Origin of the sequence: Hymenobacter roseosalivarius DSM 11622 (assembly GCF_900176135.1) — a bacterium.
GTDB classification, from domain to species: Bacteria; Bacteroidota; Bacteroidia; order Cytophagales; family Hymenobacteraceae; genus Hymenobacter; species Hymenobacter roseosalivarius.
Genome location: NZ_FWWW01000020.1, coordinates 1 through 24598 on the forward strand (window position 1 = coordinate 1; position 24598 = coordinate 24598).

Sequence of the window (24598 nt, forward strand, 5' to 3'; positions counted from 1 at the left end):
CCGGTACTGCTTTTCCACCTTCGGATAGGGGGGATAAGGGCAGCGTTATCGGACCGTATCGTGGTACTGATAAGCCCCTGGTTATCGGTACTATTTTGGAAGCAGAAAGTAGGTGGTAAACAGACGCCCTTTTTCCGGTACCAACGAGCTTATCGCCAGCCCAAGCTCTCAACGGGCAAAAGAGCGGTATACGAAATAGGTTTGCCCAATCAAATTACCGTTAAGGCGCTGCTAATGGCTTTCCGGTACGCTATTCGAGTCTGGTAGGTGCCAAATGCGACTTTTAGACCAACCTTTTAACCAAAGCCAAGGGTGAATCGACTTTGCTCAGCGGCAAAGTGGGCCACAAAGTTCTGAAAAAAGCTAAGGACCGGGCAATAGCGTCTCTTTTCGCTTCGCACACCAACGGAAATAGACGGCTCCCCCCGACAACTTTTTCGCCAGGCCCGGCGTTATTCTGGTAAATTGGCAGTATTATTACTGCCAGATGGCAAGCCATCCGCGCAGTAACTATCCCGACCTATCATGAGCGCCCCCGTTAAAACCGCCAACCGTCCGCCGCAGGCAGCGCGGACCCGTAAAGAAAAGGTCGTGGTACCCCCCAGCCCCCCGGCCAGCATCCACATCGTGCCGCAAACCAGCAGCTCGGCGGCCATTTTTGCGCTCATTGACCAGGCCCGGGCGGGGTTGCCTACCAGCCAGCTGCGCGCCATCGGCGTGCGCCTCGCGCTGCCCGTGCGGGAACTAGCCCCACTGCTGGCTACCACGGAGCGCACCCTGGCCCGGCGGCTGGACCAGCCGGGAGAGCTGAACAAGATGGAATCGGAGCGGCTGCTGCTGCTGCAACGGCTCGCCGAGCACGGCGTGGACGTGTTCGAGGACCAGGGCAAGTTCAACCGCTGGCTGCGCCGGCCGCTGGCCCTGCTGGGCGGCCAGTCGCCGCTGGAGCTGCTGGACACGGCCAGCGGCTTTCAGGTGGTCGACGAACTGCTCGGCCGCATCGAATACGGGGTCTACAGCTAAGCCCCGCGCATGCCCGCCACGCCCCCGCTGCTCGTGTACCGCATTCAAAAGCAGCAGCACCTCGATACGGCCCTGACGGGCGAAGGGGCCCGCCGCACCGGCGGGCGCTGGAACCCGGTGGACGTGCCCCTGATTTACGCCTCCACCTCGCCCGAGCTGGCGTTTTTGGAAACCTTCGTGCATTTAGATGGAACGCCGCTGGCCGACCTGCCACCCTTCGTGCTGCTCACTCTGGCGCTGCCGGCTGATGCCGTGGAAACGGTAGCCGCGGCCGACCTGCCGCCGGGCTGGGACCAGCGCCCGTACCCCGACGCTACCCCGCAGTTTCTGCGGCCCCGCCTGCAGCCCAATGATCCGGCGTTGGCTTTCGCCGTGCCTTCCGTCATTCTGCCCGGCTCGCCGACCCGCAATGTTCTGATAAATCCCCTGCATCGCCGCATGAGGGAGGTGCGCATTGTGGCCACTGCAGCACTGGCATTTGATGAGCGGCTGCGGCCGGCACTTGAGGAAAGACCTGTTGTTTCGGTGGCCAAGCGCCGCGCACGCAAGAACTAACGGCTGCTTGTACTACCCCTGAAAGCGGCTAGTGAAGCACCAAGAAGCTGCACTAGTAGCCACTGAGCCGGTATAGCTGATGTTGGCCAGGTAGCGCAGGGGCCGCGACTGGTCCGCTACCACTAGGCCCCGGGCCTGCAACTTTTGCAGCTGCTGCGTGAAGTCAATAGTGGGCTTGGTGAAGTGGCGGATGGAGCGGGGCGGCATAGAGCGGTAGGCAAAAAAACCCACCCTCAGTGGGGTGGGCTTCTGGTCAAACAGCAAGCCGAAGCTTGTGACCGAAACGCATTGCGGTACCAACCAAACATCACTGGCAGAGCCGATGTGGCGGATACTTTTTTGTAGGGCAAAGATACGGATTTCAGCGCTGCAAGTAAGCCCGCACGTCGGCTGCTTGTGGACCCACGGCGAGCACGGCGTTGCGCAGCCGGGTTTCAGTACAGTTCAGCACCTGGCACCAATAATTTACCTCAATGGTGGAAACAAGATTGGCCTTGGTTAAAAGTTTGGTCCAAAAATTAAATAGACGGGAAAGTGGGTCCCCACTTGAAGGCGAAGAGGTCCATGCAGTCAAACCGGAGGGCGGCGTCAAGGACATCGTCGGAGAAATCAAATTCGCTGGGCGGGTTGATATACTGCCCCCTGGCAGCGAAACTGGCCACAATCGCGTCAGCTCTCTGCTGGCGCTAGGCCGCTGGGGTTGGTGTAACTACTGATGGAGTGTGTCAATTTCTATTTCAACCCCGACCGCCGGTATTCCGCTCTTGGCTACCGCTCCCCACCAATTTGAACAGGAGAGCAGAATTAACCTTCCTTGCTGTCCGTTACAGTCGTACCACCCCAAACTATAAAGGAAGCCTTTCAGAAAACAGGAAATATAGCACGTTAGGGTGGGTGGTAATTCGCGCTGGAAGTCCAGTCGTAACAAGAAAAACCTCAAAAATTCAGAAAGCTTCTGCAAAACGGCCTCAGGATTTATCTAATGACGCTCTTATAGCTCCGCCAAAAGCTTCCCAGGTGCTTTCGCTTCTAAGGTCGATGTTGATAAAGTGCTTATTATACTTCGACAGCAAGATAAAATACACATAGCCGCCAATCATAAGCTGAAATTCTGGAATCGCGCCCACATCAACGCGCGAATGCGAAAAAAGCTGGCCTACTTTCAGGTTCGTGTACCGGAATAAATCTTTGGTAAGCTCGTTGCTTTCAAGAAGTTGCCAGCGCAGAATTTCCTGGGTGAGCGTATTACTCCGCAGCTCTTCCAGGCCCTGCATCATAAATTTTTGAAGGCTGTTTTCCGTTTCTTCTTCGTTGTCTTTTATCAGCAGCAGGCTCCTGAAAAAATCCCCATTTTTCGCATATTCCAGCAAGAGTCCTTTCATTCCGTCGTAATAACGGTAGATTAATTCCTTGGAAACGCCTGCTTTTTTGGAAATGGCATTGATGCCGACGCCGCGGGGGCCGTTTTCTTGCAAAATGCTTACAAATGCGTCGTAAATTCTCTTTTCAGTCGCCTGCCGGTCTCTTTTCATGATGCGCTAAGATAGAACGTTCTGGAAAGAACCGCGACAATCACCCCGAAAGCACACAGGTTTTCCCACCGGTGGTTTTGCAGCGTCCGCGAAGCAAAAACCACCGAGCTGGGCTCGGCAAGCCGGGCTTTCGTGGCCCGCACCGCGTTGCGCAAGGCCTTAGCCGCTGGGCTGCGCTCTCGCTCCCGCAATGTCCATCCGTCGTCGGTCACGCGCTCGGATAGGCACGGCCCGTGGGCTGCATGCGCGTTACGTTCGCTCCTAAGCGTCTGATACTGGTCGTTCTGAAAGTTCCTGAAAAATATTTTGGAGTTGGGAAAACCCGCCTCTACATTTGTTACCACTCGGTCACAAACGGAACCCGTTCGTTTAAAACACAGCCCGCCTTTCAATGGAAGCCTATATCTATGATGCCGTGAGGACCCCGAGGGGGATTGGCAAAAAATCAGGCGCTTTGGCGCAGGTGAGCCCTGTTCAACTCACCGCAACGCTACTGGAAGCGCTGAAAGAGCGTAATAACCTGGACACCTCGCTGGTGGAAGACATCATCCTCGGCTGTGTGACGCAGGCCGGCGAGCAGGGCGGGAACGTGGCAAAAGTTGCCGCGCAGGTGGCCAACTATGGCCACCAGTTGGCGGCCGTGAGCTTAAACCGGCATTGCGCTTCGGGGTTGGAAGCGGTCAATCAGGCGGCGGCCCGGATTCGTTCCGGCTGGTCGGGCCTGGTGATTGCCGGGGGCGTGGAATCCATGTCGCGCGTTCCCATGGGCATCGACGGCGCTGCCTGGTTTATGGAGCCACAGTCGGCCTTCGGGCATGCTGTTCCGCAAGGGATTTCCGCCGATTTGATTGCTTCCAAATACGGCTACACGCGGGACGACCTAGACAGTTTCGCCGTCAGCTCGCAGCAACGAGCGGCCCAGGCGCGCGATAAGGGCTATTTCAACAAATCGATGGTCCCGGTAAAGGATGTCAACGGCTTTGTGCACCTCGCCGAAGACGAATACATCCGCGCCACTACCACGAAAGAAACGCTGGCCAAGCTTGCGCCTGCCTTCGAGATGATGGGCGAAATGCTTTTCGATCAAACCGCGCTTAACCGGTACCTGGACGTGGAAAAGATTCAGCATATGCACCACGCCGGCAATTCTTCGGGCCTGGTGGATGGCGCTTCGCTGATGCTGATTGGCAATAAGGAAGTGGGCGAAAAACTGGGCCTAAAGCCCCGGGCCATTATCCGGATGGGAACCGTGGTTGGCACCGAGCCGCTCATCATGCTCGAAGGCCCAACGCCCGCCTCGCAAAAAGCCCTGAAAAGTGCCGGAATGACGGCTTCCGACATCGACCTGTGGGAAATAAATGAAGCGTTTGCCATTGTGCCCCTGCGCCTGATGGAAAACCTGAAAGTAGACCACAGCCGGGTAAACGTAAACGGCGGCGCCATTGCCATGGGCCACCCGCTCGGGGCCACCGGTTGCATGATTTTGGGCACGGCGCTCGACGAGCTGGAGCGCCAGGATAAAAGCACGGCCCTCGCCACCCTTTGCGTGGGCGGCGGCATGGGCATCGCCACCATCATCGAACGCATTTAAGGTCTTCAAAACGCCCAGCCATTTCCGAGACATGAACAACATCAAGTTTGAAATCGACCCGGATAACATCGCCTTTATCACCTGGGATGTGGAAAATTCTCCGGTAAATGTGATGAATCCGGCTACCCTGGCCGAATTTTTTGCTGCCGTAGACCAAGCCGTGCAGGATGCCCGCGTGAAAGGCATCGTCATCAATTCGGCCAAAAAGGATTTTATCGCCGGAGGTGACCTGAAGTGGTTTCTGAACTATGATGAAAGCCGGGAAGCCTGCTTTGAGATGCTCCGGCGCACCCACCGGTACATGCGCGGCATGGAAAAAGGCGGCAAGCCCGTTGTGGCGGCCATCAATGGCCTGGCCCTGGGCGGCGGCTGCGAAATTGCCCTGGCCTGCCATCACCGCATCATGGCTGCCGACCCCACGAACAGAATCGGACTGGTGGAATGCTCGGTGGGTTTGTTTCCCGGCGCGGGCGGCACGCAGCGTTTTCTCCGAATGCTGGGCCCGCAAAAAACCATTGCCTACATCACGCAGTCTAAAAGGCTGACGCCCCAAGAGGCCCTGGCCGATGGCCTCGTCGATGAGCTTTGCCCGCCCGGTGAAGACCTTAACGCCAAGGCCAAAGCCTGGATTTTAGCGCAAGGAAAAGCCGAACAGCCCTGGGACAAGAAAGGCTTCGTGGTGCCCGGCACCCCGGTAGGAGTTGGTCAGGTATCGGGCGTTTCCGAATTTTTCAGTGTGTCCAACGCCATGGCCTACAAGACCACGCACGGAAATATGCCGCACATAAAAAACGTGCTCAGCGCGATTTATCACGGCGCTTCCTGCGATATGGACAATGCGCTGGACGTGGAAGCCCGCTATTTTGTGAATACCCTGTTTTCCAAGGAAACCCGGAATATCATTCGCGCTTCCTTTGTTTTTATCGGCGATGCCGCCAAAGGGAAAGCCAAGCCCAAAGGGTTTGAGCCCAGGGCTTACCAGAAAGTGGGTATTCTGGGCGCGGGTATGATGGGCGCGGGCATTGCCTACGTAAGCGCGAAAGCCGGCCTGGAGGTGGTGCTGAAAGATACCAGCGCGGAGAATGCGGAAAAAGGCAAGTCTTACGCGCAAACGGTGGAAAGCGGCAAGCTCAAAAAAGGCTTTACCACGCAGGAAAAAATTGATGACCTGCTCGGTAAGATTCAGGCCACCGACCAGGCCGAAGCCCTGAAAGACTGCGACCTGGTTATCGAAGCCGTTTTTGAAAACGAGCACCTGAAAAACACCATCACCCGGGAAACGGAAGCCGTTATCGGCGCGCAATCCATCTACGCTTCCAATACCTCGACCATTCCCATTACCCAACTGGCCAAGGCATCGGGCCGGGCCGACAAGTTTATCGGGCTGCACTTTTTCTCGCCGGTGGATAAAATGCCGCTGGTAGAAATCATCGTAGGACAAGAAACCTCCGACGAAACGCTGGCCGCCGCGGTGGATTATGTTACCAGAATTCAGAAAGTTCCGATTGTGGTCAACGATGGCCGGGGCTTCTTCACGTCCCGCGTGTTCGGGAAGTTTGTGCACGAAGGCATCCGGATGCTGGCCGAGGGCGTGCCCCCGGCGGTTATCGAAAACGTGGCGAAGAAAATAGGGCTGCCGGTCGGCCCGCTCGCCGTTTCGGACGAGGTAACGCTTAATCTGCTACTGGATGTCATGTCGCAGGACCCCGCCCTGACGGACCAGGAAGGGGAGTTCGAGCGCCTCGCGAAGGAGATTGTGCATACCCACGGCCGAAGCTCCAGAAAAAGCGGCAAAGGCTTTTACGATTATCCGGCGGGCGGCAAGAAGGCGCTGTGGCCGGAATGGAAAAACATCTATCCGCAGCAGGCCGGCTACGACGAAGAGGAAGTGGGCAAACGACTCTTGTTCGCCATGGTGATTGACGCCTACAAGTGCCTCGATTCCGGCGTCATCCGCGAGCCGAAAGATGCCGACGTCGGGTCTATCCTGGGCCTTGGTTTCCCGGTTTATACGGGCGGCGTCATGTCGTACATCGACTACGTGGGCGCCAGGGAATTTGGCGAATACGCCGCCCGGCTGGCCGAAAAACACGGTGAGCGGTTTGGGCTGCCCCTGTCCTTGAAAGACAAAATTGCAAAAGCGGAAAACAACCGGATTTTCTACAAAAACTAACTTTCCCCCACCTCTAAAAGCCTTTTTTTATGTTGAATAATGTGTTAATAAAGCGGGAAATCTACGCGACGGAAGACCACGATATGATGCGGTCGATGATTAAAGACTTCATCAAGAACGACGTTGCCGGCCATACGCAGGAATGGGAAAACAGCGGAATGGTAAGCCGTGAGGTCTGGAAGCGGGCCGGCGAGTTGGGCTTGCTCTGCATCGATATGCCCCAGGAATACGGCGGCGCGGGCTTGGACTTCAGCTTCTCCGCCCTCTTCATGGAAGAGCTGGCCAAGGAAAACATCAGCGGGCCGGGCTTTAGCCTGCACAGCGACATTGTGGCGCCGTATATTTTGAAACACGGTACGGAAGCCCAAAAGCAGCAATACCTCCCGCTGATGGCCACCGGCGACATCATTACCGCCATCGGGATGACCGAGCCGGGCTGCGGCAGTGATTTGCAGGCGCTGCGCACGACGGCCGAAGACATGGGCGACCATTACGTGGTGAATGGCCAGAAAACCTTTATCACCAATGGCTACCTGAGCGACATGACCATTGTGGCGGTCAGAACCAACCGGGGCAAGGAAAACGAAGGCATTTCCCTACTACTGATGGAAAGCTCGATGAAAGGCTTCGAAAAGGGCAAGCCGTTTAAAAAAATCGGGATGAAAGCCCAGGATACCTGCGAGCTGTTTTTTGAGAACGTGAAGGTTCCCAAAGAAAACCTGCTCGGCAAAGAAGGCCAGGGCTTTAAAATCATGATGACCGAGCTGGCCCGGGAACGGCTCACCGTGGCGATTTTCGCCGTCGGCAATGCCGAAGGAGCCATCAACAAAACGGTGGAATACACGATGAGCCGCAGCGCCTTTAAGCAGCCGATTGCCGGTTTCCAGAACACGCAGTTCAAGCTGGCCGAATGCGCGACGCAGCTGCAGCTGCACCAGGCGTTTATTGACCGGTGCACCACCCTGATGTCCGAGCACCAGCTCACCGCCGAAAGCGCTTCGATGGCGAAATTCTCGGCCACGGACATGACCTGCAAAGTAGTCGATGAATGCCTGCAGCTGTTTGGCGGCTACGGCTATATGTGGGACTACCCCATCGCCCGCATGTATGCCGACAGCCGCGTAGCGCGCATCTACGCGGGTTCAAACGAGATTATGAAGCTGCTGATTGCCCGGGGCATTTACAAAGAGCTTCACGACTTGGCCAAGGCCGCGAAAGCCGCCAAAACCGCGTAATGACTGAAACCAAACCACTGGAAGGCATTCGGGTATTGGATTTTACCCGTTTGCTTCCTGGTCCTTTGGGCACGCACCTGCTCAGTGCTTTAGGGGCTAGCATAACCAAAATTGAAAGCCCCCACCGCGCCGATTACGTGCGGGGATTTCAACCCAAAATCGAAAAAGTGTCTTCGCTTGTTCACGTCCTCAATCATTCCAAAAAAGCACTGCTGCTCGATTATGAGCGCGCGGAAGGAAAGAAGCAAATCGAGGAAGAAATAAAGAACTGTGACGTGCTGATTGAGCAGTTCCGGCCGGGGGCTATGGCTGCCTGGCGGCCTCTCGTTTGAGGCCGCCAGGCAGCTCAATCCCAGCATCGTTTATCTCTCCGTTACGGGCTACGGACAAACCGGGGAGCTGAAAGACAAGGCCGGCCACGCAGGTCTGGTCGGCGGTGCGAATCAAATACATCGTAGCGTCCTGTTTAATCCGCTCCATGCCAGTCCCAGTGGCCTGTTGGTGCCAGACGCGGACCTGAGCCAGCTCTACGAAGGGAGTCAGGCGTTTGCACGAACGAATAGTTACGTTTGGTAAGGGCAGCTAATTGGCCCGGTCGATGATAGCCAGAATCGTATTCTCGTGCATGAGGGGGCAGGCAGATAGGGAGGAGTAGTGAGGTACCGGGTGAAGGTAGGAGGACGACCAAAGGTACGAAATAATCGACTTTGTGGACATATATGTCCACAACAATAAACGGCGAGGGCTTGAGCTTGCACGGGTGAAGAAACCTGCCAGCAGCCTCGCCCTTGGTGCTCATTTACGCCGGCTGCGCAAGGCCCGGGGCTGGAGCCAGCAGGTGCTGGCCGATGTGGCCGATGTGACCAAAAAGACGATTTACCGCCTGGAAACGGGACAGACCTCCCCTACCCTGGATGTGTTGGTGTGTCTGGCCGAAGGCTTGGAAATGCCGTTGCGCGAACTAGTCGACTTTGCGCTCCCCGAGCCCTTGGTCTAAGCGTTTCGCTGGGCAGAGGGCCGCCGCTTCCCGGTTTCTCCTGCCTACCTCCACTCTGGGTTAAGCCTACTCATGCTGCCCTACCCAGTTGGACGGGGATGCCCTCGTCGGCCTGAATCCCAGCCCCTCCATCGTCAGATATCCGCTTCAATGGGGTGCAATTGCATCCTACTGGTAGTGCGTGACGTGCTGTCCATACGGACAGGGGGCCGTAGAAGTACCTAAAAAATGGCTTATTTTGCTATCTATCAGGTAGTTACTAAAATATTATCGCGAATGGGGTAGTCAGTTGGCAGTCCGAAGGCCCCGCCACGCGGCGGAAGACTACCTGCGCAGTCAAGCGGTCGATTGCACCCCCGAAAACGGCTGGAAGGAGGCGCAAACGAAGCGACGACGGGCCGGTTGGGTGCCTGATCCCTCGGCGCAGGCAGCGCGCCCGCTTTCCTGCGTTGGCCCTTCGGGAGATGTCCTCCCCCACCCTCACATAGCGGGACCGCTCCCCTGCAATTGCACCCCTGCCCCTGTGCGAGTCGTGGGGCTGTGCCCAAGCATGCAACAAAAACAAGGATCAAAACAGGATAACCTGCTCTATATCTGCTGGTTGCGCAAATGAAAATGAGAATTGTGATTTATAACTATTTATAAATAGTTATAAATCAGTTATTTACGTAATTACCAAGATCCCTCCTACCAGAAACTAACCCTGTAACAGGGGTTCCACTAGCGTTAGAACAGAAAACAACGCTAAGCCTTTTTGAACCCGAAAAACGAGCCGATTTGTCTCAACAAGTCAGTGTTTGAGGCCATAACGAGCCATTGACAAGTGAGATAAGTGAAAGCAATAGATTAGCCTGGTTGAAACCGATGCTTCTTAAAAACGGCCTTGGTAGCGTTAAAAGGGACGTTTTTTGAGGCGTTGGCCCTGCTCCAATGCTCCTTACCGATAGTTTTTGTTCCTAGTCTCGTGCTACCCCAAGTAGAGGGAGCACCATTCCTTCCTACGTCGGATAACGAATGGGAAACATCCCTTAAAAGAAGTAATAAGTGTGGGTTTTAACGCTTGTCCCATTTTACAAACCAACTTTCAAAAGAGGTGACAAGCGCTCGGATTCACCCAGGAGGTGAAATAATGATTTCGTATGCCCCTATAGCGACCAATAAGCTTTAGTTTAGACAGTCTCTCGCAGCACACAAAGGGATTTAGAGTTTCCTGAACGCTTGGACGCCGAGTAAGTACCATTAGTAGGGGCCCTCTCAGAATTCGGAAAATATAGCACGTTAAGCTTCTAAAAACCGCCTGCTGCACACTGGCAAGGGCTTATTGAAACGTGCCTTTTACTGTACAACTGGCCCCACCACCGGAACCCTATCGAATCCGTACAGGAGTCGCTAAAAGGGGTACCATCAACTGGTTCAGCAATCAACGTTCAGCAAAGACCGGCCAGTGGAGGAGAAATCTGTCCTGTTCCGACCGTCAGTAGCGAGCCGTGGCGAACAGTTGAAGATGGACTTTTCTACCCGGTTTCCTTAACGTGCTATCTTCTCCGAATTCTGAGAGCACCCCAAGTTGAAGCCTTTGGCCAGGCTAATTGCTGATTTTCAAACCTATGTGGAGCAAAATAGAGCTTCCATTGTGGACTACTCGGAGCGCCAGCGCTACGGCGAACGCGTTGCCACCGGCTTTGTCGAATCGGCGGTGAATCAGGTGCTGGCCAAGCGCTTAGTCAAGCGGCAACAGATGCAGTGGACCAAGAAAGGCGCGCATTTGCTCGTGCAGGCCCGCACCAAGGTGCTCAATGAGGAGTGGGAAGAGTGTTTTCGGCGGCAGTATCCCGGCTTTCGGCCACTGCCGGCGGAAACCCTACCAATGGCCGCCTAGCCCGACTGCCCCACACTTTTTGATGCTCTCCCATTTGACCACGGACTCGAAGGTTTTGCCCTATTTGTTTAATAACACCCAATAAGGCTTGATTCAGGTTAGTGTTTGTGAGGGGCTACACCGGGTTGAGTAATCTGAAAGCCTGTTTTAGCTTTCTCTGCTTCAACCATTTTTTTCACCTGAGCAAGTAAATCTTTTGCATCGTATATGATGCCATCTTTGATGGTATACTTTACTCCCCCTACCCTACTCACTTGGTTGTTTTCTGCCAATCTGATGGCCCCGGTACCATATAAAACTTTGAAGTCCTTGAGAGGATTCTCCTCCACAATCACAAAATCAGCCAGCTTACCAATCTCTACACTACCAATTTCCTTTTCCATTCCTAACAGTTCCGCTCCGTTCAAGGTGGCAGCTTTTATAACCTCCAGCGGGTGAAATCCTGCCTCACGTAGCAGTTCCATCTCGCGGGGATAAGCAAAACCAAAAAGCTCGTAAATAAAACCCGAATCAGTACCCACTGTAACCCTGCCACCACGGTTTTTATATTCATTGATAAAAGCCATCCACAACCTGAAGTTTTCTCTCCACTGCACCTCCTGCTCAGTGCCCCAGGAGTGCCAGTAAGAGCCATGCGCATTCCAGCTGGGGGTGTAAAACTTCCAGAGTTCGGGCATGGTGTAGTCCATGTGCCACTCTGCTGTGCGGGCTCTCATCAGGTCGCGGTTGGCTTCGTAAATATTAAAAGTCGGGCAAAGGGTAAAGTTCAGCGCGATCAGCTCATTCATCACCTTGTTCCATTTAGCGGAGAAAGGCGCGGCGGTTTGGTTCCACAAGGTGCCGGCGTCCTCGAAACGGTCCTGTTCGTTGGTGTAGTTGTAGTCCAGGGAGTAATGCTGCACCGTACGGTCAGTAAACATGGCTTCGGGCAGGCCATACCAGTGCTCCAAAGAGCTGATGCCGGCTTTGGCACTGTGCATCGCATTCCAGCGGCCTACATCCGTCTGGGAATGGTGGATAGCCGATTTCAGGCCCAGCTTCTTGTTTTCCTCGGCGGCCGCCTGCATGATTTCCGGTGCGGCCCCAAAGAACTTGATCCCATCTGCGCCGGCTTTGGCGTTCTGCCTTACCCATTCGCGGGCCTGCTGCGGCGTGGCAATAGGTTGTTTGCTGCCCATGCCAAACCGGGTATAGGCTCGTATGCGTGGGGCGGTAATCGTGTTCTGGGCACTTTTCTTTTTCTGCTCCAGCGTCCAGGCCAGGCCATTGCCTGCCGAGGGCTCCCGAATGGTAGTCACGCCGTGCGCCATCCAAAGCTTATAGACATAGCTGGCATCGGAGCCATTGTTGTTGCCAATATGGGCATGGGTATCCACGAAGCCAGGCAACAGGTACATACCCGATGCGTCCAGCTCCTTGCCGCCTGGTTTCAGAGGGGGGCGTTTGGTGGCATCTATGGGCAGGGCCGTTGTGCCCACCACCCGGACATCGGTAATGCGGTTGTTTTCCACCACAATATCTACCGGGCCCAGGGGCGGCGAACCGGTGCTGTTGATCAGGATAACCCCCCTGATGATGAGCTGCGGCCACGGGCCTTCCCCCTCCTGCCGGTTGGGCACCGCCGCGGGCTGAGCGTATAGCCTTAATTGAGCCAGCAGGCACAGCAGCAGAAAAAGTGTTTTGTGAGACTTCATACGGATGTTGCTTTTAATACAAAGCTCTGTCTCCTACCGGAGACAGAGCTTTGAATGTGGTGATCGCGCGGCTAAGGTTCTGACTAGAGTAAATCAAAACGGACAGGTAGAGCAACGTGCAGCCTGTTATCTGTTCGTTTGGCCTGTCGGCATACCCGCATCCGCTTTCTTGCGGGTATACTGGGCCGGCTGGCCGGGCTTCGGCAAAGAAGCCCGGATAAACTCCCGGATATCCTCGTTGGAGGTGGCCAGATCTTCGCTGCGTAGGTACATCATGTGCCCGCTGCGGTAGCCTTTGAAGCTCATGCGGTCCTGCATTTTACCGCTTGGGTCCATTTGCCACATGTTGTATTTCGCATTGAAGTAGTCGCAGGCGCCATCGTAGTAGCCCGACTGTACCATCAGATGCAGGTTCGGGTTCTGGGCCATGGCCTGCCGCAGGTTGTCACCTGTGTTATCGTCGCTGTTGTCCCAGGGGCGCACCGGCCCGAACATATTGTACTTTATGTCGGTCTTGTATTTCAGCTCCTCTCTTATGTACAGGTTAATGGCTGGGGTAAAGGAGTGCAGCCACGAGGTAAGCTCCGGCGCATAATCCGGCTGCAAGCCAATCTCCTGCTTATCGATTCCGATGTAGCGGGAGTCGAGCCGGCCAATGGTGTAGCCTTCCTTACGCAGCAGCTCTTTCCAGAAAAAGGCCGGCGGCACGCTCAGGTTTTGCTGTAGAATTACCTCTTCTGATAAGCCGGAGTAGTGTGCCATTTTGCCGGCAATTTCTTTTCTCTTCTGGTCCCCGAGGCTCCAGCCTCTGGTAATAGCCGGAATCAGCTCGTTAATCGTGAATTCCTCTACTTCGGGCAGCATCGCCGTCAAATCCTTCTGTTGCAGATCGGACTGTAGTACCTTATGATGCCAGGCAGTGGCTGCATAATAAGGCAACATGTTGGCGGCGGCTACCGGGCCTTCGCGCTTGATGCCTAACTCCGTGGGCGAAACCAGAATCACCCCGTTCAGATACATCCAGTGGGCATTCTGCAGCTCCAGGGCAAGCCCCGAGACCCGGGTGGTACCATAGCTCTCGCCGATCAGGTACTTCGGCGAAGCCCACCGTTTCTTGCGGCTGACAAAGGTGTTTATCCAGCCGGCCAGGTACTTGATGTCGGCATTTACGCCAAAAAACCGTTTGGAGACATCCTCTGCCTTAAGCGTATCTACCGCTCGGGAGAGCCCGGTGTTTACCGGGTTTACATACACGATGTCGGCTACATCCAGAATGGAGTGTGGGTTCTCCTTTATCCCGTACGGCTGCAATGGATATCCTTCCTTATCAATGTTAAGCAGCCGGGGCCCTGTATAGGCGATGTGCATCCAAACCGAGGCGGAACCAGGGCCGCCGTTGAAGGAAATGACCAGTGGCCGGTTCGCCTTGTCCTTCACATCAGAGCGCTCGTAGTAGGTGTAGAATAGCCCGGCCACCGGCTTGCCCTTCTCATCCCAGACGGGTTGGGTGCCGGCGGTGGCGGTGTACGGAATACGTTTGCCCTTTACCGTCACCTCGTGTTTGGTGAGTACAGTCGAGTCCAGTTTCAGGGCCAGCTTCTGCGCCGCTACGGGTGTCAAGGCAACTGATAGGAGAAGTAATAAGGGAAAGAGTCTTTTCATTTTTTAGTCTTTAAACCAGATATAGTTATCATGTTCAGGTTAGCTTTCTGTATTCGTTTTCAACGTCAGCATTTTAGTTTCCAGCGCTTACTTCTAACCTATAGCAATTTCTGAATTGGGTAGCGAAGCGCCACGGCGCGTTGGCTCGTTGCACAACCGGCTGGGGGGCAAATTCTACCACGTCAGCAACGAGCTGCCGCGCGTAAATACATACCTGGCCAATGGCTTGAGGAAATAGCTGTAGATACTCGCTGTGAAGAACCAGAAAGCGGTGCGTTTACGGTGGGTTGCAATCAGGAGCGCATAACCGGTTGTAGAGTGGTGCGCTCCTGACCTTCTATTGACGCGTGTCCCAGAATACTCTTTCCAGCAAGGTTGCTTTTTGCTTGATATTGGGGTTGCTGCTTACTTCGTTAAACGGATAGAACAGCGACCTTGGAACGCCATTCCAAACGGCAATAGGTGTCGGTATAGGCTTAATGTTGGGGTAGCCTGTTCTTCTCCAGTCAGTCCAGTTTTCCATCACCACGCCGAAATTGGCAATGTATTTCTGGTTGATGAGCTGCTCGAGCTTCGCCGCCGGCGTGCCGGCCAGGGTGCCATGCGCAGCCAAGTAAGCCGTGATGGCGGCCGGTGCTGTTCCGGCACTACTTAGGGAGGCCCGTATCCCTTCGCGGAAGAAAGTTTCTGCATCGCCGGGGGCACCGAAGCGTAAAGCGGCTTCGGCTCTGATAAAGTTGTACTCCGAGTAAAGCAGCAGCCGGGATGGCGCGTCGCCGCCGTAGGTGATGGCCGTGCCCTCTATACTTCCGTTCGGGAGAACGCCAGCGGGGTTTACGGCAGATGCAGTGCCTTTGAGGTAGCTGTGCAACCGCGAATACTGCGCCGACGGCGTGGGGTCCAGAATGGTAGAGCCCTTATAGGAAGTGGAGTTGTAAGGGAATGGGATAAAGTAGGCCGCCCGTCTTGGGTCTTCCTTGGTGTTCATCAGGTCCACCAGAAAGCGATTCGGGAAAAACTGATTCCTGAACTGGCCACCCTCTATGCTCGCCAACGGGTTTTGCCGCTGGGGCTGGTTCAGGAACATCATCTGGAAGTTATCGTCATTTGACTTCATGAACTCCGCGCCACTGTTGATGAGGGCCGTGATCTGCTGGGAGGCAAATGCCGGATTAGACTCACTGTAGTGCAGGAACATCCTCAGCTTAAGCGTATTGGCTAGCCGCTCCCATTTTACTTTTGACGCCGACCAGCTAGAAGCCGCATAAATGGTGGTAAAGCTGTTTGGCTCCAGCAGCGAGGCCGGCGCATTCAGATCCGCTATACCTTCATCTAGGAGCGCAATCAGCTGCGGGTAAATGGCGGCGTCGTCATCGTACTTAGGATATTGTATCTCCCCAAATTTAAGCCCTTCGGCATACGGCACATCGCCCCAGGCATCAACCGTTACCTGATAGGTATAGGCCTTCAGGATTTTAGCAACACCGGTGTAGTGGGGGCTGCCATTCTCCGTTGATATTTTAATCAGCTGCTCCAGGTCGGCGAGAATACCAGCAAAAATATTGTTCCACGTATTGTTTACATCCGAGTCGCTGATGGAATAGCGCTCGTAGTTGGTGAAGGTGTTATTCAGCACCGGCCCATGCCCGGAGAACTGCTGCATGATCAGGTTGCTGTAGCGCATCAAATCGCTTACTCCCATGAAGCCAATGTTGGTAGTGGCGGCCGGAAGGATCTCGGTAGCACGGGCTACGGTGATGTTATTAGGGTCATCGTTAACATCAAAAAAGCTGTCACACGAGGGGAAAATCAACCCGGCAGACACCAGCGCTATGTATAGGATTTTATTGTACTTCATGTGTGTGCTTTAACTTCAATAAAGGAAAAGTTAGAATGTAGCCCTTAAACTGGCACCGACTGTTCTGGCTACGGGCTGAATACCAAACTCCAGACCGCGGGAGTTGCTCACTCCTTGCAGGTTTTGCTCCGGATCGAGGTGCGGATAGTTAGGCGCATGCACGAACAGGTTGCGGCCATAAAGCGATACCTGGAGCGCGTTGATAAAGCCAACTCTGGAAAGCAACTGCTTAGGCAGGCTATAGCTCAGGTTCGCCTCGCGCAGCTTCACAAACGATGCATCGTGTACATAGCCGGCCCAGGCGACATACTTGCCTCTCAGGCCCCAGTAGTCCTGCGCTGTCACATACACATCGTTAGGTCGACCATCAGCCAAAACCCCTTCGAACAGGTACGGCTTGTTCGGGGTGCCATCTGCGTTAAAGCGTGGGAACTCGGCCGTTTCAGCCGCCACTCCCTGAATTCTTAAATCGCCAACAGTTCGGGAGAGAATATCGCCCTTATACTTCCAGTCTAGCAGGAAGGACAGGTTAAAGGCTTTGTAGGTGAAGTTATTGGTCAGGCCCATGGTAAACCGCGGATTTGGGTTACCCGTTGCCGATACGCCTGGGGCAGTGAGCGGCAGCCCGTTTGCCCCGATCCTGAGTCTTCCCTGCTCGTCCTTGAGGTAGTCGGTAGAGTAGATCAGGCCGTACTGCTTGCCGGCAACGGCCTGGGTGTTAGGTGAGGTAAAGCCACCAATGGTAAGTCTTTCCACGCCCGGCGCCAGCTCTTCTACAATGGTTCGGAAGGTGGTAAAGTTTAGAATAGACTCCCATCGGAAATTCGCTGTTTTGACAGGACTTCCCGACAGCAGTAACTCCAGCCCTTTGGTAGATAGCTTGCCGGCATTTGTGATAGAACTGGTAAAGCCGGAGGTAGCCGGAACCGGAACCGCAAAGATCAGGTTTCTGGTGTCTCTCCTGTAAACCGATGCATCGATGTAAAAGCGGTCCTTGAAGAAGCTGAGCTCGGTGCCTAGCTCTATCTCCCGCGTAAACTCAGGCTTGAGGTTCGGATTGCCGGCGGAGTTGTTGTACGTATAACCAGCTAAGCCATTAAAGGGAAAGTTAACTGTGGTGGAGCCCCAGCCATCGGCGGCATTCGCTTGGCCCCAGTAGGTGTTGGTGCTGTATACGGCGGCCCCCTTGCCTACTTCTCCTACGTTAGCCCGAATCTTAGCAGAAGATAAGATATTCCCTTTCAATTGGGGAAATGCATCGGTCGGCACAAAGCTCACCGCTACCGCCGGATAGAAGATAGACCGGTTGCCCTTGGTCAGGGTCGAAGAAAAGTCGTTTCTGCCTTTGATGTTCAGGGTTAGGAAGCTTTTGTAATCCACAATAAAGTCGCCGAAGAAACCCATCAACCTCCGCTCCGTAATGCTGCCGGAAGGGTTATAAGCCAGGAAGTTCTTCAGGTTGTCGAACCCGGGCACCACTATACCCAAACCTACGGCATTTAGAGTACGGCTGTAGTTGGATATCACCTCGTTGCCTAAGGTGGCCGTGATTCGGAAGTTATCCCCGATGTTCCTGTTGCCCGTTACCGTTAGATAGGAGTTAATGTCGCGGGAAAAGAGCTCGCCGTCTCGTAAGCCTCCTGCGCCGGCCGAGTTGGTGTTGCCGTTGCTTCTGATGCCTTTGTCATCAAACCCTTTGCTAAGCGTAGAAAACACGTCGCCCCCAATTCGGAAGTCGGCCCGCAGCCAGTCCGTAAAGTCATAAGCCAGGTTCAGGTTACCAAATACTCTGTTCGTCTCGTCAGAGAAGGTCACGTGCTCGATGGCCCAGTAGGGATGGTCCTCGGCGGCAAACCAGAGCTGGTTGCCCAACCCATCCTGGTAGGGCAAACCCGACAGGTTATAGCTTCTGGGCGTATAGATGCCCCTCCAGAGCGGATTGGAGCCCTGGTTGCCGGCCTGTGTTCTCTCTGAGCGGTTGTTAATGTAGTTGATGGAGGTGTTGACCGTCAGCTTGTCCGTTAAGCTGGTACCGAGATTGATGTTGAAAGAATTTCTGTTCAGCTTATTGCCCGGTACCAGCCCCGTTTCATAGGTGTTGCCGTAGGATATCCGGTAGTTGCTTTTATCGGTAGCACCGGAGAAGCTCAGGTTATTTTGTAGAAAGGCAGAGCTCTGCAGAATGTCGCGCACATTGTTCGGGTAGGCTTGCAGCACCTCCTGTTCGCCAAACCAGTTGGTTACGGTCTGCCCGTTTATGCGCGGTCCCCACGAGCCTGGGGCATTGCTGGCGTAAGTGCCGTTGTTGCCCTGGGCATACTCATTCTGGAAGTCAGGAAACCGGTTTATCTCCCCTACGGCGTAGTTAGAGGAGAAGTTAATCAGGTTCTTAGTGCCCGCCCTGCCTTTTTTGGTGGTGATGAGGATAACGCCGGAAGCCGCCCTCGACCCGTATAGAACGGTGGCCGCGGCGCCTTTCAGCACACTGATGCTTTCTACATCGTCCGGATTGATATCCGCCGCCCTGTTGGAGGTAGCTACTCCTGAGTTCACACTGTTGCCGCCCCCGCTGTTATCAATCGGCACTCCATCTATCACGAACAAGGGCTGATTGCTGCCCGTGATACTGGAGAAGCCCCTGATCGTGATGTTGGAACTGGCAAGCCCCCCACCGGTACCGGATATCTGCACCCCGGCCACTTTGCCCGCCAAGGCATTGGTCACATCGGCCACGGGGGCCTTGGTGATCTGCTCGGAGCTGACCCCACTCACCCCATACCCCAGCGATTTCTTGTCCCGTTCAATACCGAAGGAGGTAACCACAACTTCCTCGAGCAGCTTCGAGTCCTGCGCAATGGAGATGTTGTACACGCTCTGATTTGTGACGGGGATTTTCTGCGTCAGGAAGCCAATGAAGGAAACAATCAGAGTGGAGCCCTCGGGGGCCTGCAAACTAAATTTGCCCCCCACGTCTGTTTGGGTGCCTCTGGTGGTGCCTTCGATCACCAGCGTGACGCCCGGCATAGGTGAGTTGTCTTCCTGGGAAACAACTTTGCCTGTAATGTCTTTGTCCTGGGCTAGTGCCATCCGGCAGACGCCTAAGAACAGAAAAACTGAGAGTAGCTTTCTCATCATAAAATTCAGTTTAGGTTCCTTGAAGGAAGATACATGAATAAGGTATATAAACAAGAAAATACGATACATAAATAAGAACTATGAATGAGGTGGTCTAGCTAAAACGGGCAGTGTGAAGCCTTATCTTCCACTGCCCATGACCGAGAAACCGAATCTTGGCGGCTTGCCCGCCACCCACAAGAAATATGGCCTCGGTTAAAAGTGTGGTCCAAAGGTTAGTGACCTGTTGCGGGCACCACTTTTCTTGCTGTGGAGGGGGTAAATGGGATACTGCTCTGGCGCTATCCGAGAACACCCGTTTTCGTGCCTCATGCCTCTACATCCACGTGGTGCGCAGGGCCATGTAATATTTGGACCACACTTTTAACCAAGGCCATTCCTGTCGGAGCGGAAGAGGTTGTCGTTTTCTGCAACAGGCCCGTTGGCAAGCCGCCGTCCACAGGCGGCGCTTACTGGTGCGCCAGGGGTTGCTGCTTGAGATACGCCCAGTTGATCAGAATATTCCACACCAAGGGGGCATCGTGCAGATTCAAATACCGGTGTAAGGGGTCAAACGTAAAGGCTACCACCCGTCCCGTGCCGACGGGGACGGTAAAGATGGCTCCTTGGCCGATGATGGTCTGCTCATTGCGGACCATGCCCGACAGTACGTAGGGCGTTTCCTTTTTGGGCGTTTCTTTGGCCGCTGGCCCTTCTTTCTTCGCGGGCATTCCCAGAATGGGTCCGGTGTATTTTTCCTCGTCCTTCAACGGCTTTGTGCCATACTGCAGCAACAGCATTTCCCGCTGGTGCTTGCGCACCTGCAGCAGCGGGCCGTTACCCCGGAAAATCGGGAACACCTCGGGAAATCCGTACAGCACGCAATGATCCGCTTGGCGAACTTTGACGTTCACGACGGAGCCCGGATGAAAAAGCCCCGCGGCCTCCACCGGCTGCAACTCCCGGCCAATACCCGCCGTGGCCAGGATGTGGGAGGAGTTATCCAGGCTGATAAGTACGCCCCCGGTATCGGCAAATCGTTTCAACTGTTCCAGGCCGGCAAAGCCCGGGCCGCCGGTCATGTCTGGGGTGGCATCAGGATAGCCGTGGGACGGGAATTCGGCCGTTTTGGTATACGGCATGGGGCCCAATTTTTTGTCTACCTCATTGATAAAGTCGCTGGCGGAGCCCCGCGTGCGCGGAATGAGGATGACATCAAACCGTTTGCGTAAACCGCCCTTTTTTAAATCGTCCTTACTGATCGAGGTGTAGGGAATTCCCGCCTGCTCGAAGGTATACCGGGCCCACCCTTCATCCTGGGTGTCGGTCCAGGTGTGATAAATAGCCACCCGGGGCAGCTCCACCGGGTGCTGCCGGGTGGCCGGGGCCGTTTTCGTGGCCTGTAGATCCAGGCCAAACCGAGCCGCCAGCTTGGTGGCCTGCGGCGGGGTAAGTTTTCGGAAGACTATCGAACCCGCCGCCAGCGTATCGTTTGTTCCCTCCAGGACCGTTTTGGCTTCTAACACCGCGGCGGTGGCCTGCTTGTTTTCTGATCGTAGCCAATACAAGGCCGGCAGTACCCTGTTCTGGGCTTTGTAGCTGAGCACATACGCTTGCCCGTCGCCCTTTATTTGCCCTTCGTATTGTACATCCTTAGTCAGTAGGGAAAGCGTGGCTGGGGTATACTTGACGCTGTCCTCCGCCCGTACCTCCACGCCATACAGATAGCCCAGGGTCCAGGCAATATCATCGTACGGCGGAAACTTCGCTTCCTTCGGGAAATTCTGTTTGGTTAACAGGGTTACGGCCAGATTCCGGTACGGCTGATCCAACAAGACCACGTAGTCGCTTTGGTTGTCGCCCTTCGCGGCCCGGTGTACCTCAATGTTCTGCTTACGCAGCTGGTTCACCAGAAAAGCCGCCATTGCCGGGTCGTGCTGCTTGGCCGGAATAATAAAAGCCCGGGGCTTGTCCTGCTGTCCTTTGCGGATGTTATTCAGGCCTTTCTGGTAGAAATTGCGCAGCAGGACTTTGCCGTTATCGGCGGTGTAGGCGAGCGAAGCCAGCACCCCCGCTTCCATGTAGTTGATGTTGTTGCGGGAGGACCAGTACACCTGCTGGGTCGCGGGATCCGGCCGGTACCATTCGCGGCTGGTGACGGCATCACCGGCAAATTTTGCTTCCGACAGATCCCGCAGGAATGTGTTGCCGCCGGCATTGCCGAAGGTTTCGTAAAAGCGGCCGATCGAGTTGTGGTTATTGGCAATCCACAGGGCATAGCCCGGGTGCCAGCCGTCGTAGAAGGCCCAGGTAAACGCGCCGGGTAAGCCCTGTGCGGCCAAGGCGGTCACGTCGTGGTTGGCCATCACCTGCCACTCCCCGATGGTGATCGGGTCCACCGTGTCGTTGTACGGCCCGGTCCCCGTCGACATATAAATCAGGGGCACTGACTCGTGCAGATCAAGCATGACCGTGGGATGCCAGTCGTAATAAATAGCAAAGATGGCTTTGGTCAGCTGCTGCGATACCTGAATGCCGTCGCGGTTGTTATCATGAAAGACATACTTGCCCCAGTAGGGCGGCGACGCGCGGAAACCGTCATCGTAGCTGGTTTTGGCTTTGGTGTAGCGGTAGTACCAGTCCACCTGTTTGTCGCGCCCATCCGGCTCGGATACCGGGTTGATGGTGACAATAATATTCTCCCGGATTTTCCGGATCTCCTCCGTATTGCCGGTGACGAGCCGGTAGGCCAGCTCCATGAGCATTTCCGGCGAACCCATTTCCGTGGAGTGCAAGCCCGCGTTCAAGTAAAATACCGGTTTGGCCTGGTTGATGATTTGATTGACATCCCGGGTTCCTACTTTCCGGGGATCGGCTAACAGTGCTAACTGGGCTTTATACTGGTCCAGCTTTTTGAGTGCCTCTTCACTGCCGATCGTGACCAGGTTGATGGCGCGTCCTTATTCGGTGGTGCCCACCTGCTTGATCGAGATTAAGGGCGATGTTTCGGCCAGCTTTTTATAGTAGCCATATATTTCCGCGGTGCGGTGCATGACGCCGGGGGCGCCAATGATGGTTCCAAAATGTTTCAGGGGCGACGGAACCCGGCCATCCTCCACCAGATCCAGTACCGATGCCGGCAGGAATTTGGCATCGGTGGTATATTCCTTAATCTTCCTATTATACGTGGTATCAATTTTCTGCCCGTAGAGCCTGAAGTCTATGCATACTATCAATATTACAGCAAGGACGAGAAGTAGGGGTTTGGGCATTGCAGGAGACGGCTAGCGTTACGGATAATGCAAAGAATACTTAATACATTACCATAACCTAATCTGCTCCGCTTACCCGCCAAGCCGGTAGAAGCAACGCCGGGCTAGCAGAGCGTTGCGCGGCAGTAACCGACGCAAAAAGTAGCCGGGCGCAAGGTGCTCGACGACCTGTTGGACCCACCTTTTACCCAAGGTCATGGAGGTCCTGGGGAACGAACGTCCTGCTGGGCCGGACGACTACGCTGCTGGGCCCCGTTGAGACCGCTACGGGCGGCATTAGCAGATCGTAACCGCAAGAAATGCCTAGGGTGGCTGAGCGCGCCTAATACCATGATGATAGAGCTGGAAGGCAGGTCCTGTTAGAAGTCCTGGCTGCCCGAGTTAGGGTCCGAAAGCCATAGTGGCTGTTGCAGAACTCAGGTCTTCTTAGGGGCTGCCTTCTTCGTTCGTTTTCTGCTAGCCACCATTCGTCGTGTTCGCAGCTCAAAAAGCGGCGTTACAGGCGGAGGTGGGGGTAACGCCAGGGCAATCGTGCGGCATTTCGGTGGTTGATGCTTGCGCAGCTTCTTGAGATTATAGGCCATGGCGGCGAGCAGCATCGTCTTATGCGCACTGGCACGGCCGCGCGTGTTCACCCGCCGCAGGCCGTAGTGCTGGAGCAAACTTTCAAACACGGGTTCCACCGTGCTCTGGCGTAGGAGCCGCATGCGTTGCCCCTGCGGGCTCTGCTGCCGATGCAAGGCCCGGCGGTAGTGCGGGTCATAGGCCGTGTGCGTGATCTTGCGCTTGTTGCTCTTCGGCGCGCAGGTGGCTTTCAGCCGGCATAGTCGGCAATCGCGGGTGGAGGCGCGATACAGCTTCAAGAGGCTACCGTCCAAATTCTTGTCATAGCCCTTGAAGGGGAGTTGCTTGCCCGCTGGGCACGTGAAACAGTCCGCCGCGGCATCATAGGCAAAGCCCTCAATTGCGGGCTTGTACTTCCCGAATACCGGAATCCAGGGGGTAATCCCTTGTCGTTCGAGCAAGGCGTAGTTCAGACCACTAGAGTAGTTGGTATCCGCCACCAGATCCTGCAGGGGCAACCCATGCCCCAGCAAGCGGTGGTGCAAGTGCGCCACTACCTCCGGTAAGTGCACACTGTCGCGGCTGTCCGCCAAATCGGCTTGCACGTGGCTGATGACGCCCTGGGCCGTGTCCACGGCCAGGCTACAGAGGTAGTTTAGCGCCCGCACTTTGCCGGGCTTGATAGAGATGCGCGCTTCCGGATCGGTGGGGCTATAATGCGTTTTGTTGCTCACCAAGCGCGCGTGCGGGCGCCGGGCCCCTAGGTGCCCCGTCTGCTGCTGGACTTGCCGTTGCCGATTGGCCACCCGGCGCAGCACATGCGCGGGTGTGGTTGACACGGCCGCTGCCGGCTGGGACAGGGCCTCCCGATCCGGCCCCCCAGCTAGTCGCATACTCGGTACCGCCGCCTCCGGGGGCTGCTTTTCGCAGAGCCGGTGCAGCGAGGCATTGGCCTTGACGGGCGCCGAATCCACGGCTTGCGTATCACCGGCCACCAGGCCCTGGGCCACACACTGGGCAAACACGTGGTCGAACAGGTGCTCGAAGACCTGGGCGGGATACAGCTGCCGGGTGCGGCTGATGGTGGAATGCCAGGGCAACGCCTCGTCCACCTCGTAGCCGAGGAAGTAGAGGATGTCTAAGCGCATGGCACAGTGCTCGACCAGGCGCCGGTCACTGACCAGGTTCTCCAATCGGCCCACGAGCACGAGCTTGAAGAACACGACCGGGTCCAGGGAAGGCTGCCCGGTATGGCTGTAATGCGCCTGGGTCTCCTCATAGAGAAAACGCCAGTCTATCAGCTCGGCTAACTGCCGATAGAAGTTATGCGCGGGGACCCGTTCGGAGAGCCGAAAGCGGGTCACGACTTTATCCGTGAAGTGTTTCCTGCCTTGCATCCTCTCTCTACGCGCCTAAACGCGAATGGGGTAATTGGTTCTGCAACAGCCA

The 24598-nt window shown here is 55.4% G+C and carries 19 protein-coding genes; 9 read left to right on the forward strand and 10 right to left on the reverse strand.

Annotated elements, in window-relative coordinates; genetic code table 11:
- Positions 1-525 precede the first annotated feature (525 nt).
- Positions 526-1023, forward strand: a complete 498-nt coding sequence (parS, locus tag B9A24_RS00785; RefSeq protein WP_084443219.1) for a type II RES/Xre toxin-antitoxin system antitoxin — start codon at positions 526-528, stop codon at positions 1021-1023.
- Positions 1024-1032: 9 nt separating this feature from the next.
- The gene (locus B9A24_RS00790; protein ID WP_084443221.1) at positions 1033-1578 is read left to right on the forward strand and encodes an RES family NAD+ phosphorylase; all 546 of its coding nucleotides are present in this window, start codon (positions 1033-1035) and stop codon (positions 1576-1578) included.
- Positions 1579-1590: 12 nt separating this feature from the next.
- Here the strand turns inward: B9A24_RS00790 and B9A24_RS00795 are convergent, their stop codons facing one another.
- From B9A24_RS00795 to B9A24_RS00805, 3 genes are all read right to left on the reverse strand, one after another.
- Positions 1591-1785, reverse strand: a complete 195-nt coding sequence (locus tag B9A24_RS00795; RefSeq protein ID WP_143434676.1) for a hypothetical protein — start codon at positions 1783-1785, stop codon at positions 1591-1593.
- A gap of 154 nt (positions 1786-1939) precedes the next feature.
- Complete coding sequence (locus B9A24_RS22890; RefSeq protein WP_084443225.1) at positions 1940-2176, reverse strand: DUF3606 domain-containing protein; 237 nt, start codon at positions 2174-2176, stop codon at positions 1940-1942.
- Between the two features lie 370 nt (positions 2177-2546).
- On the reverse strand, positions 2547-3110 hold the full coding sequence (locus B9A24_RS00805) for a TetR/AcrR family transcriptional regulator (RefSeq protein ID WP_084443227.1): 564 nt from the start codon (positions 3108-3110) through the stop codon (positions 2547-2549).
- A 391-nt stretch (positions 3111-3501) separates the two neighbouring features.
- Between B9A24_RS00805 and B9A24_RS00815 the strand changes: the two genes are divergently transcribed.
- From B9A24_RS00815 to B9A24_RS00840, 7 genes are all read left to right on the forward strand, one after another.
- The gene (locus tag B9A24_RS00815; RefSeq protein WP_084443232.1) at positions 3502-4701 is read left to right on the forward strand and encodes an acetyl-CoA C-acetyltransferase; all 1200 of its coding nucleotides are present in this window, start codon (positions 3502-3504) and stop codon (positions 4699-4701) included.
- A 31-nt stretch (positions 4702-4732) separates the two neighbouring features.
- Positions 4733-6874, forward strand: a complete 2142-nt coding sequence (locus tag B9A24_RS00820; protein WP_084443234.1) for a 3-hydroxyacyl-CoA dehydrogenase NAD-binding domain-containing protein — start codon at positions 4733-4735, stop codon at positions 6872-6874.
- A 29-nt stretch (positions 6875-6903) separates the two neighbouring features.
- Positions 6904-8109, forward strand: coding sequence for an acyl-CoA dehydrogenase family protein (locus B9A24_RS00825; protein WP_084443236.1), 1206 nt, complete (start codon positions 6904-6906; stop codon positions 8107-8109).
- Positions 8109-8441: a CoA transferase gene (locus B9A24_RS00830; RefSeq protein WP_084443238.1), complete on the forward strand. Its 333-nt coding sequence runs from the start codon at positions 8109-8111 to the stop codon at positions 8439-8441. The genes B9A24_RS00825 and B9A24_RS00830 overlap by 1 nt, the downstream gene beginning before the upstream one ends.
- The gene (locus B9A24_RS23145; RefSeq protein WP_143434677.1) at positions 8392-8685 is read left to right on the forward strand and encodes a CoA transferase; all 294 of its coding nucleotides are present in this window, start codon (positions 8392-8394) and stop codon (positions 8683-8685) included. Before B9A24_RS00830 ends, B9A24_RS23145 begins: the two co-directional genes overlap by 50 nt.
- A 184-nt stretch (positions 8686-8869) precedes the next feature.
- The gene (locus B9A24_RS00835; RefSeq protein ID WP_159451896.1) at positions 8870-9106 is read left to right on the forward strand and encodes a helix-turn-helix domain-containing protein; all 237 of its coding nucleotides are present in this window, start codon (positions 8870-8872) and stop codon (positions 9104-9106) included.
- A gap of 1576 nt (positions 9107-10682) precedes the next feature.
- Entirely contained in the window at positions 10683-10985 is a 303-nt protein-coding gene (locus B9A24_RS00840; protein ID WP_143434678.1) for a hypothetical protein, read from the forward strand.
- 98 nt (positions 10986-11083) lie between these two features.
- Here B9A24_RS00840 and B9A24_RS00845 read toward each other — a convergent pair whose 3' ends face one another.
- The 7 genes from B9A24_RS00845 to B9A24_RS00870 all read right to left on the reverse strand — a co-directional run bounded on the left by B9A24_RS00845 (position 11084) and on the right by B9A24_RS00870 (position 24513).
- Entirely contained in the window at positions 11084-12679 is a 1596-nt protein-coding gene (locus B9A24_RS00845) for an amidohydrolase family protein (protein WP_084443244.1), read from the reverse strand.
- A 126-nt stretch (positions 12680-12805) separates the two neighbouring features.
- Positions 12806-14341: a S10 family peptidase gene (locus B9A24_RS00850; protein ID WP_084443245.1), complete on the reverse strand. Its 1536-nt coding sequence runs from the start codon at positions 14339-14341 to the stop codon at positions 12806-12808.
- A gap of 337 nt (positions 14342-14678) precedes the next feature.
- Complete coding sequence (locus tag B9A24_RS00855) at positions 14679-16199, reverse strand: SusD/RagB family nutrient-binding outer membrane lipoprotein (RefSeq protein WP_084443246.1); 1521 nt, start codon at positions 16197-16199, stop codon at positions 14679-14681.
- A 30-nt stretch (positions 16200-16229) separates the two neighbouring features.
- The gene (locus B9A24_RS00860; protein ID WP_159451897.1) at positions 16230-19334 is read right to left on the reverse strand and encodes a SusC/RagA family TonB-linked outer membrane protein; all 3105 of its coding nucleotides are present in this window, start codon (positions 19332-19334) and stop codon (positions 16230-16232) included.
- A gap of 449 nt (positions 19335-19783) precedes the next feature.
- On the reverse strand, positions 19784-22264 hold the full coding sequence (locus tag B9A24_RS00865; RefSeq protein WP_317044205.1) for a M14 family zinc carboxypeptidase: 2481 nt from the start codon (positions 22262-22264) through the stop codon (positions 19784-19786).
- 9 nt (positions 22265-22273) lie between these two features.
- Positions 22274-22549 (reverse strand): hypothetical protein, encoded by a 276-nt coding sequence (locus B9A24_RS23035; protein ID WP_317044204.1) that lies wholly within the window; start codon positions 22547-22549, stop codon positions 22274-22276.
- A 452-nt stretch (positions 22550-23001) separates the two neighbouring features.
- Complete coding sequence (locus B9A24_RS00870; RefSeq protein ID WP_159451898.1) at positions 23002-24513, reverse strand: IS1182 family transposase; 1512 nt, start codon at positions 24511-24513, stop codon at positions 23002-23004.
- Between the last annotated feature and the right edge of the window lie 85 nt (positions 24514-24598).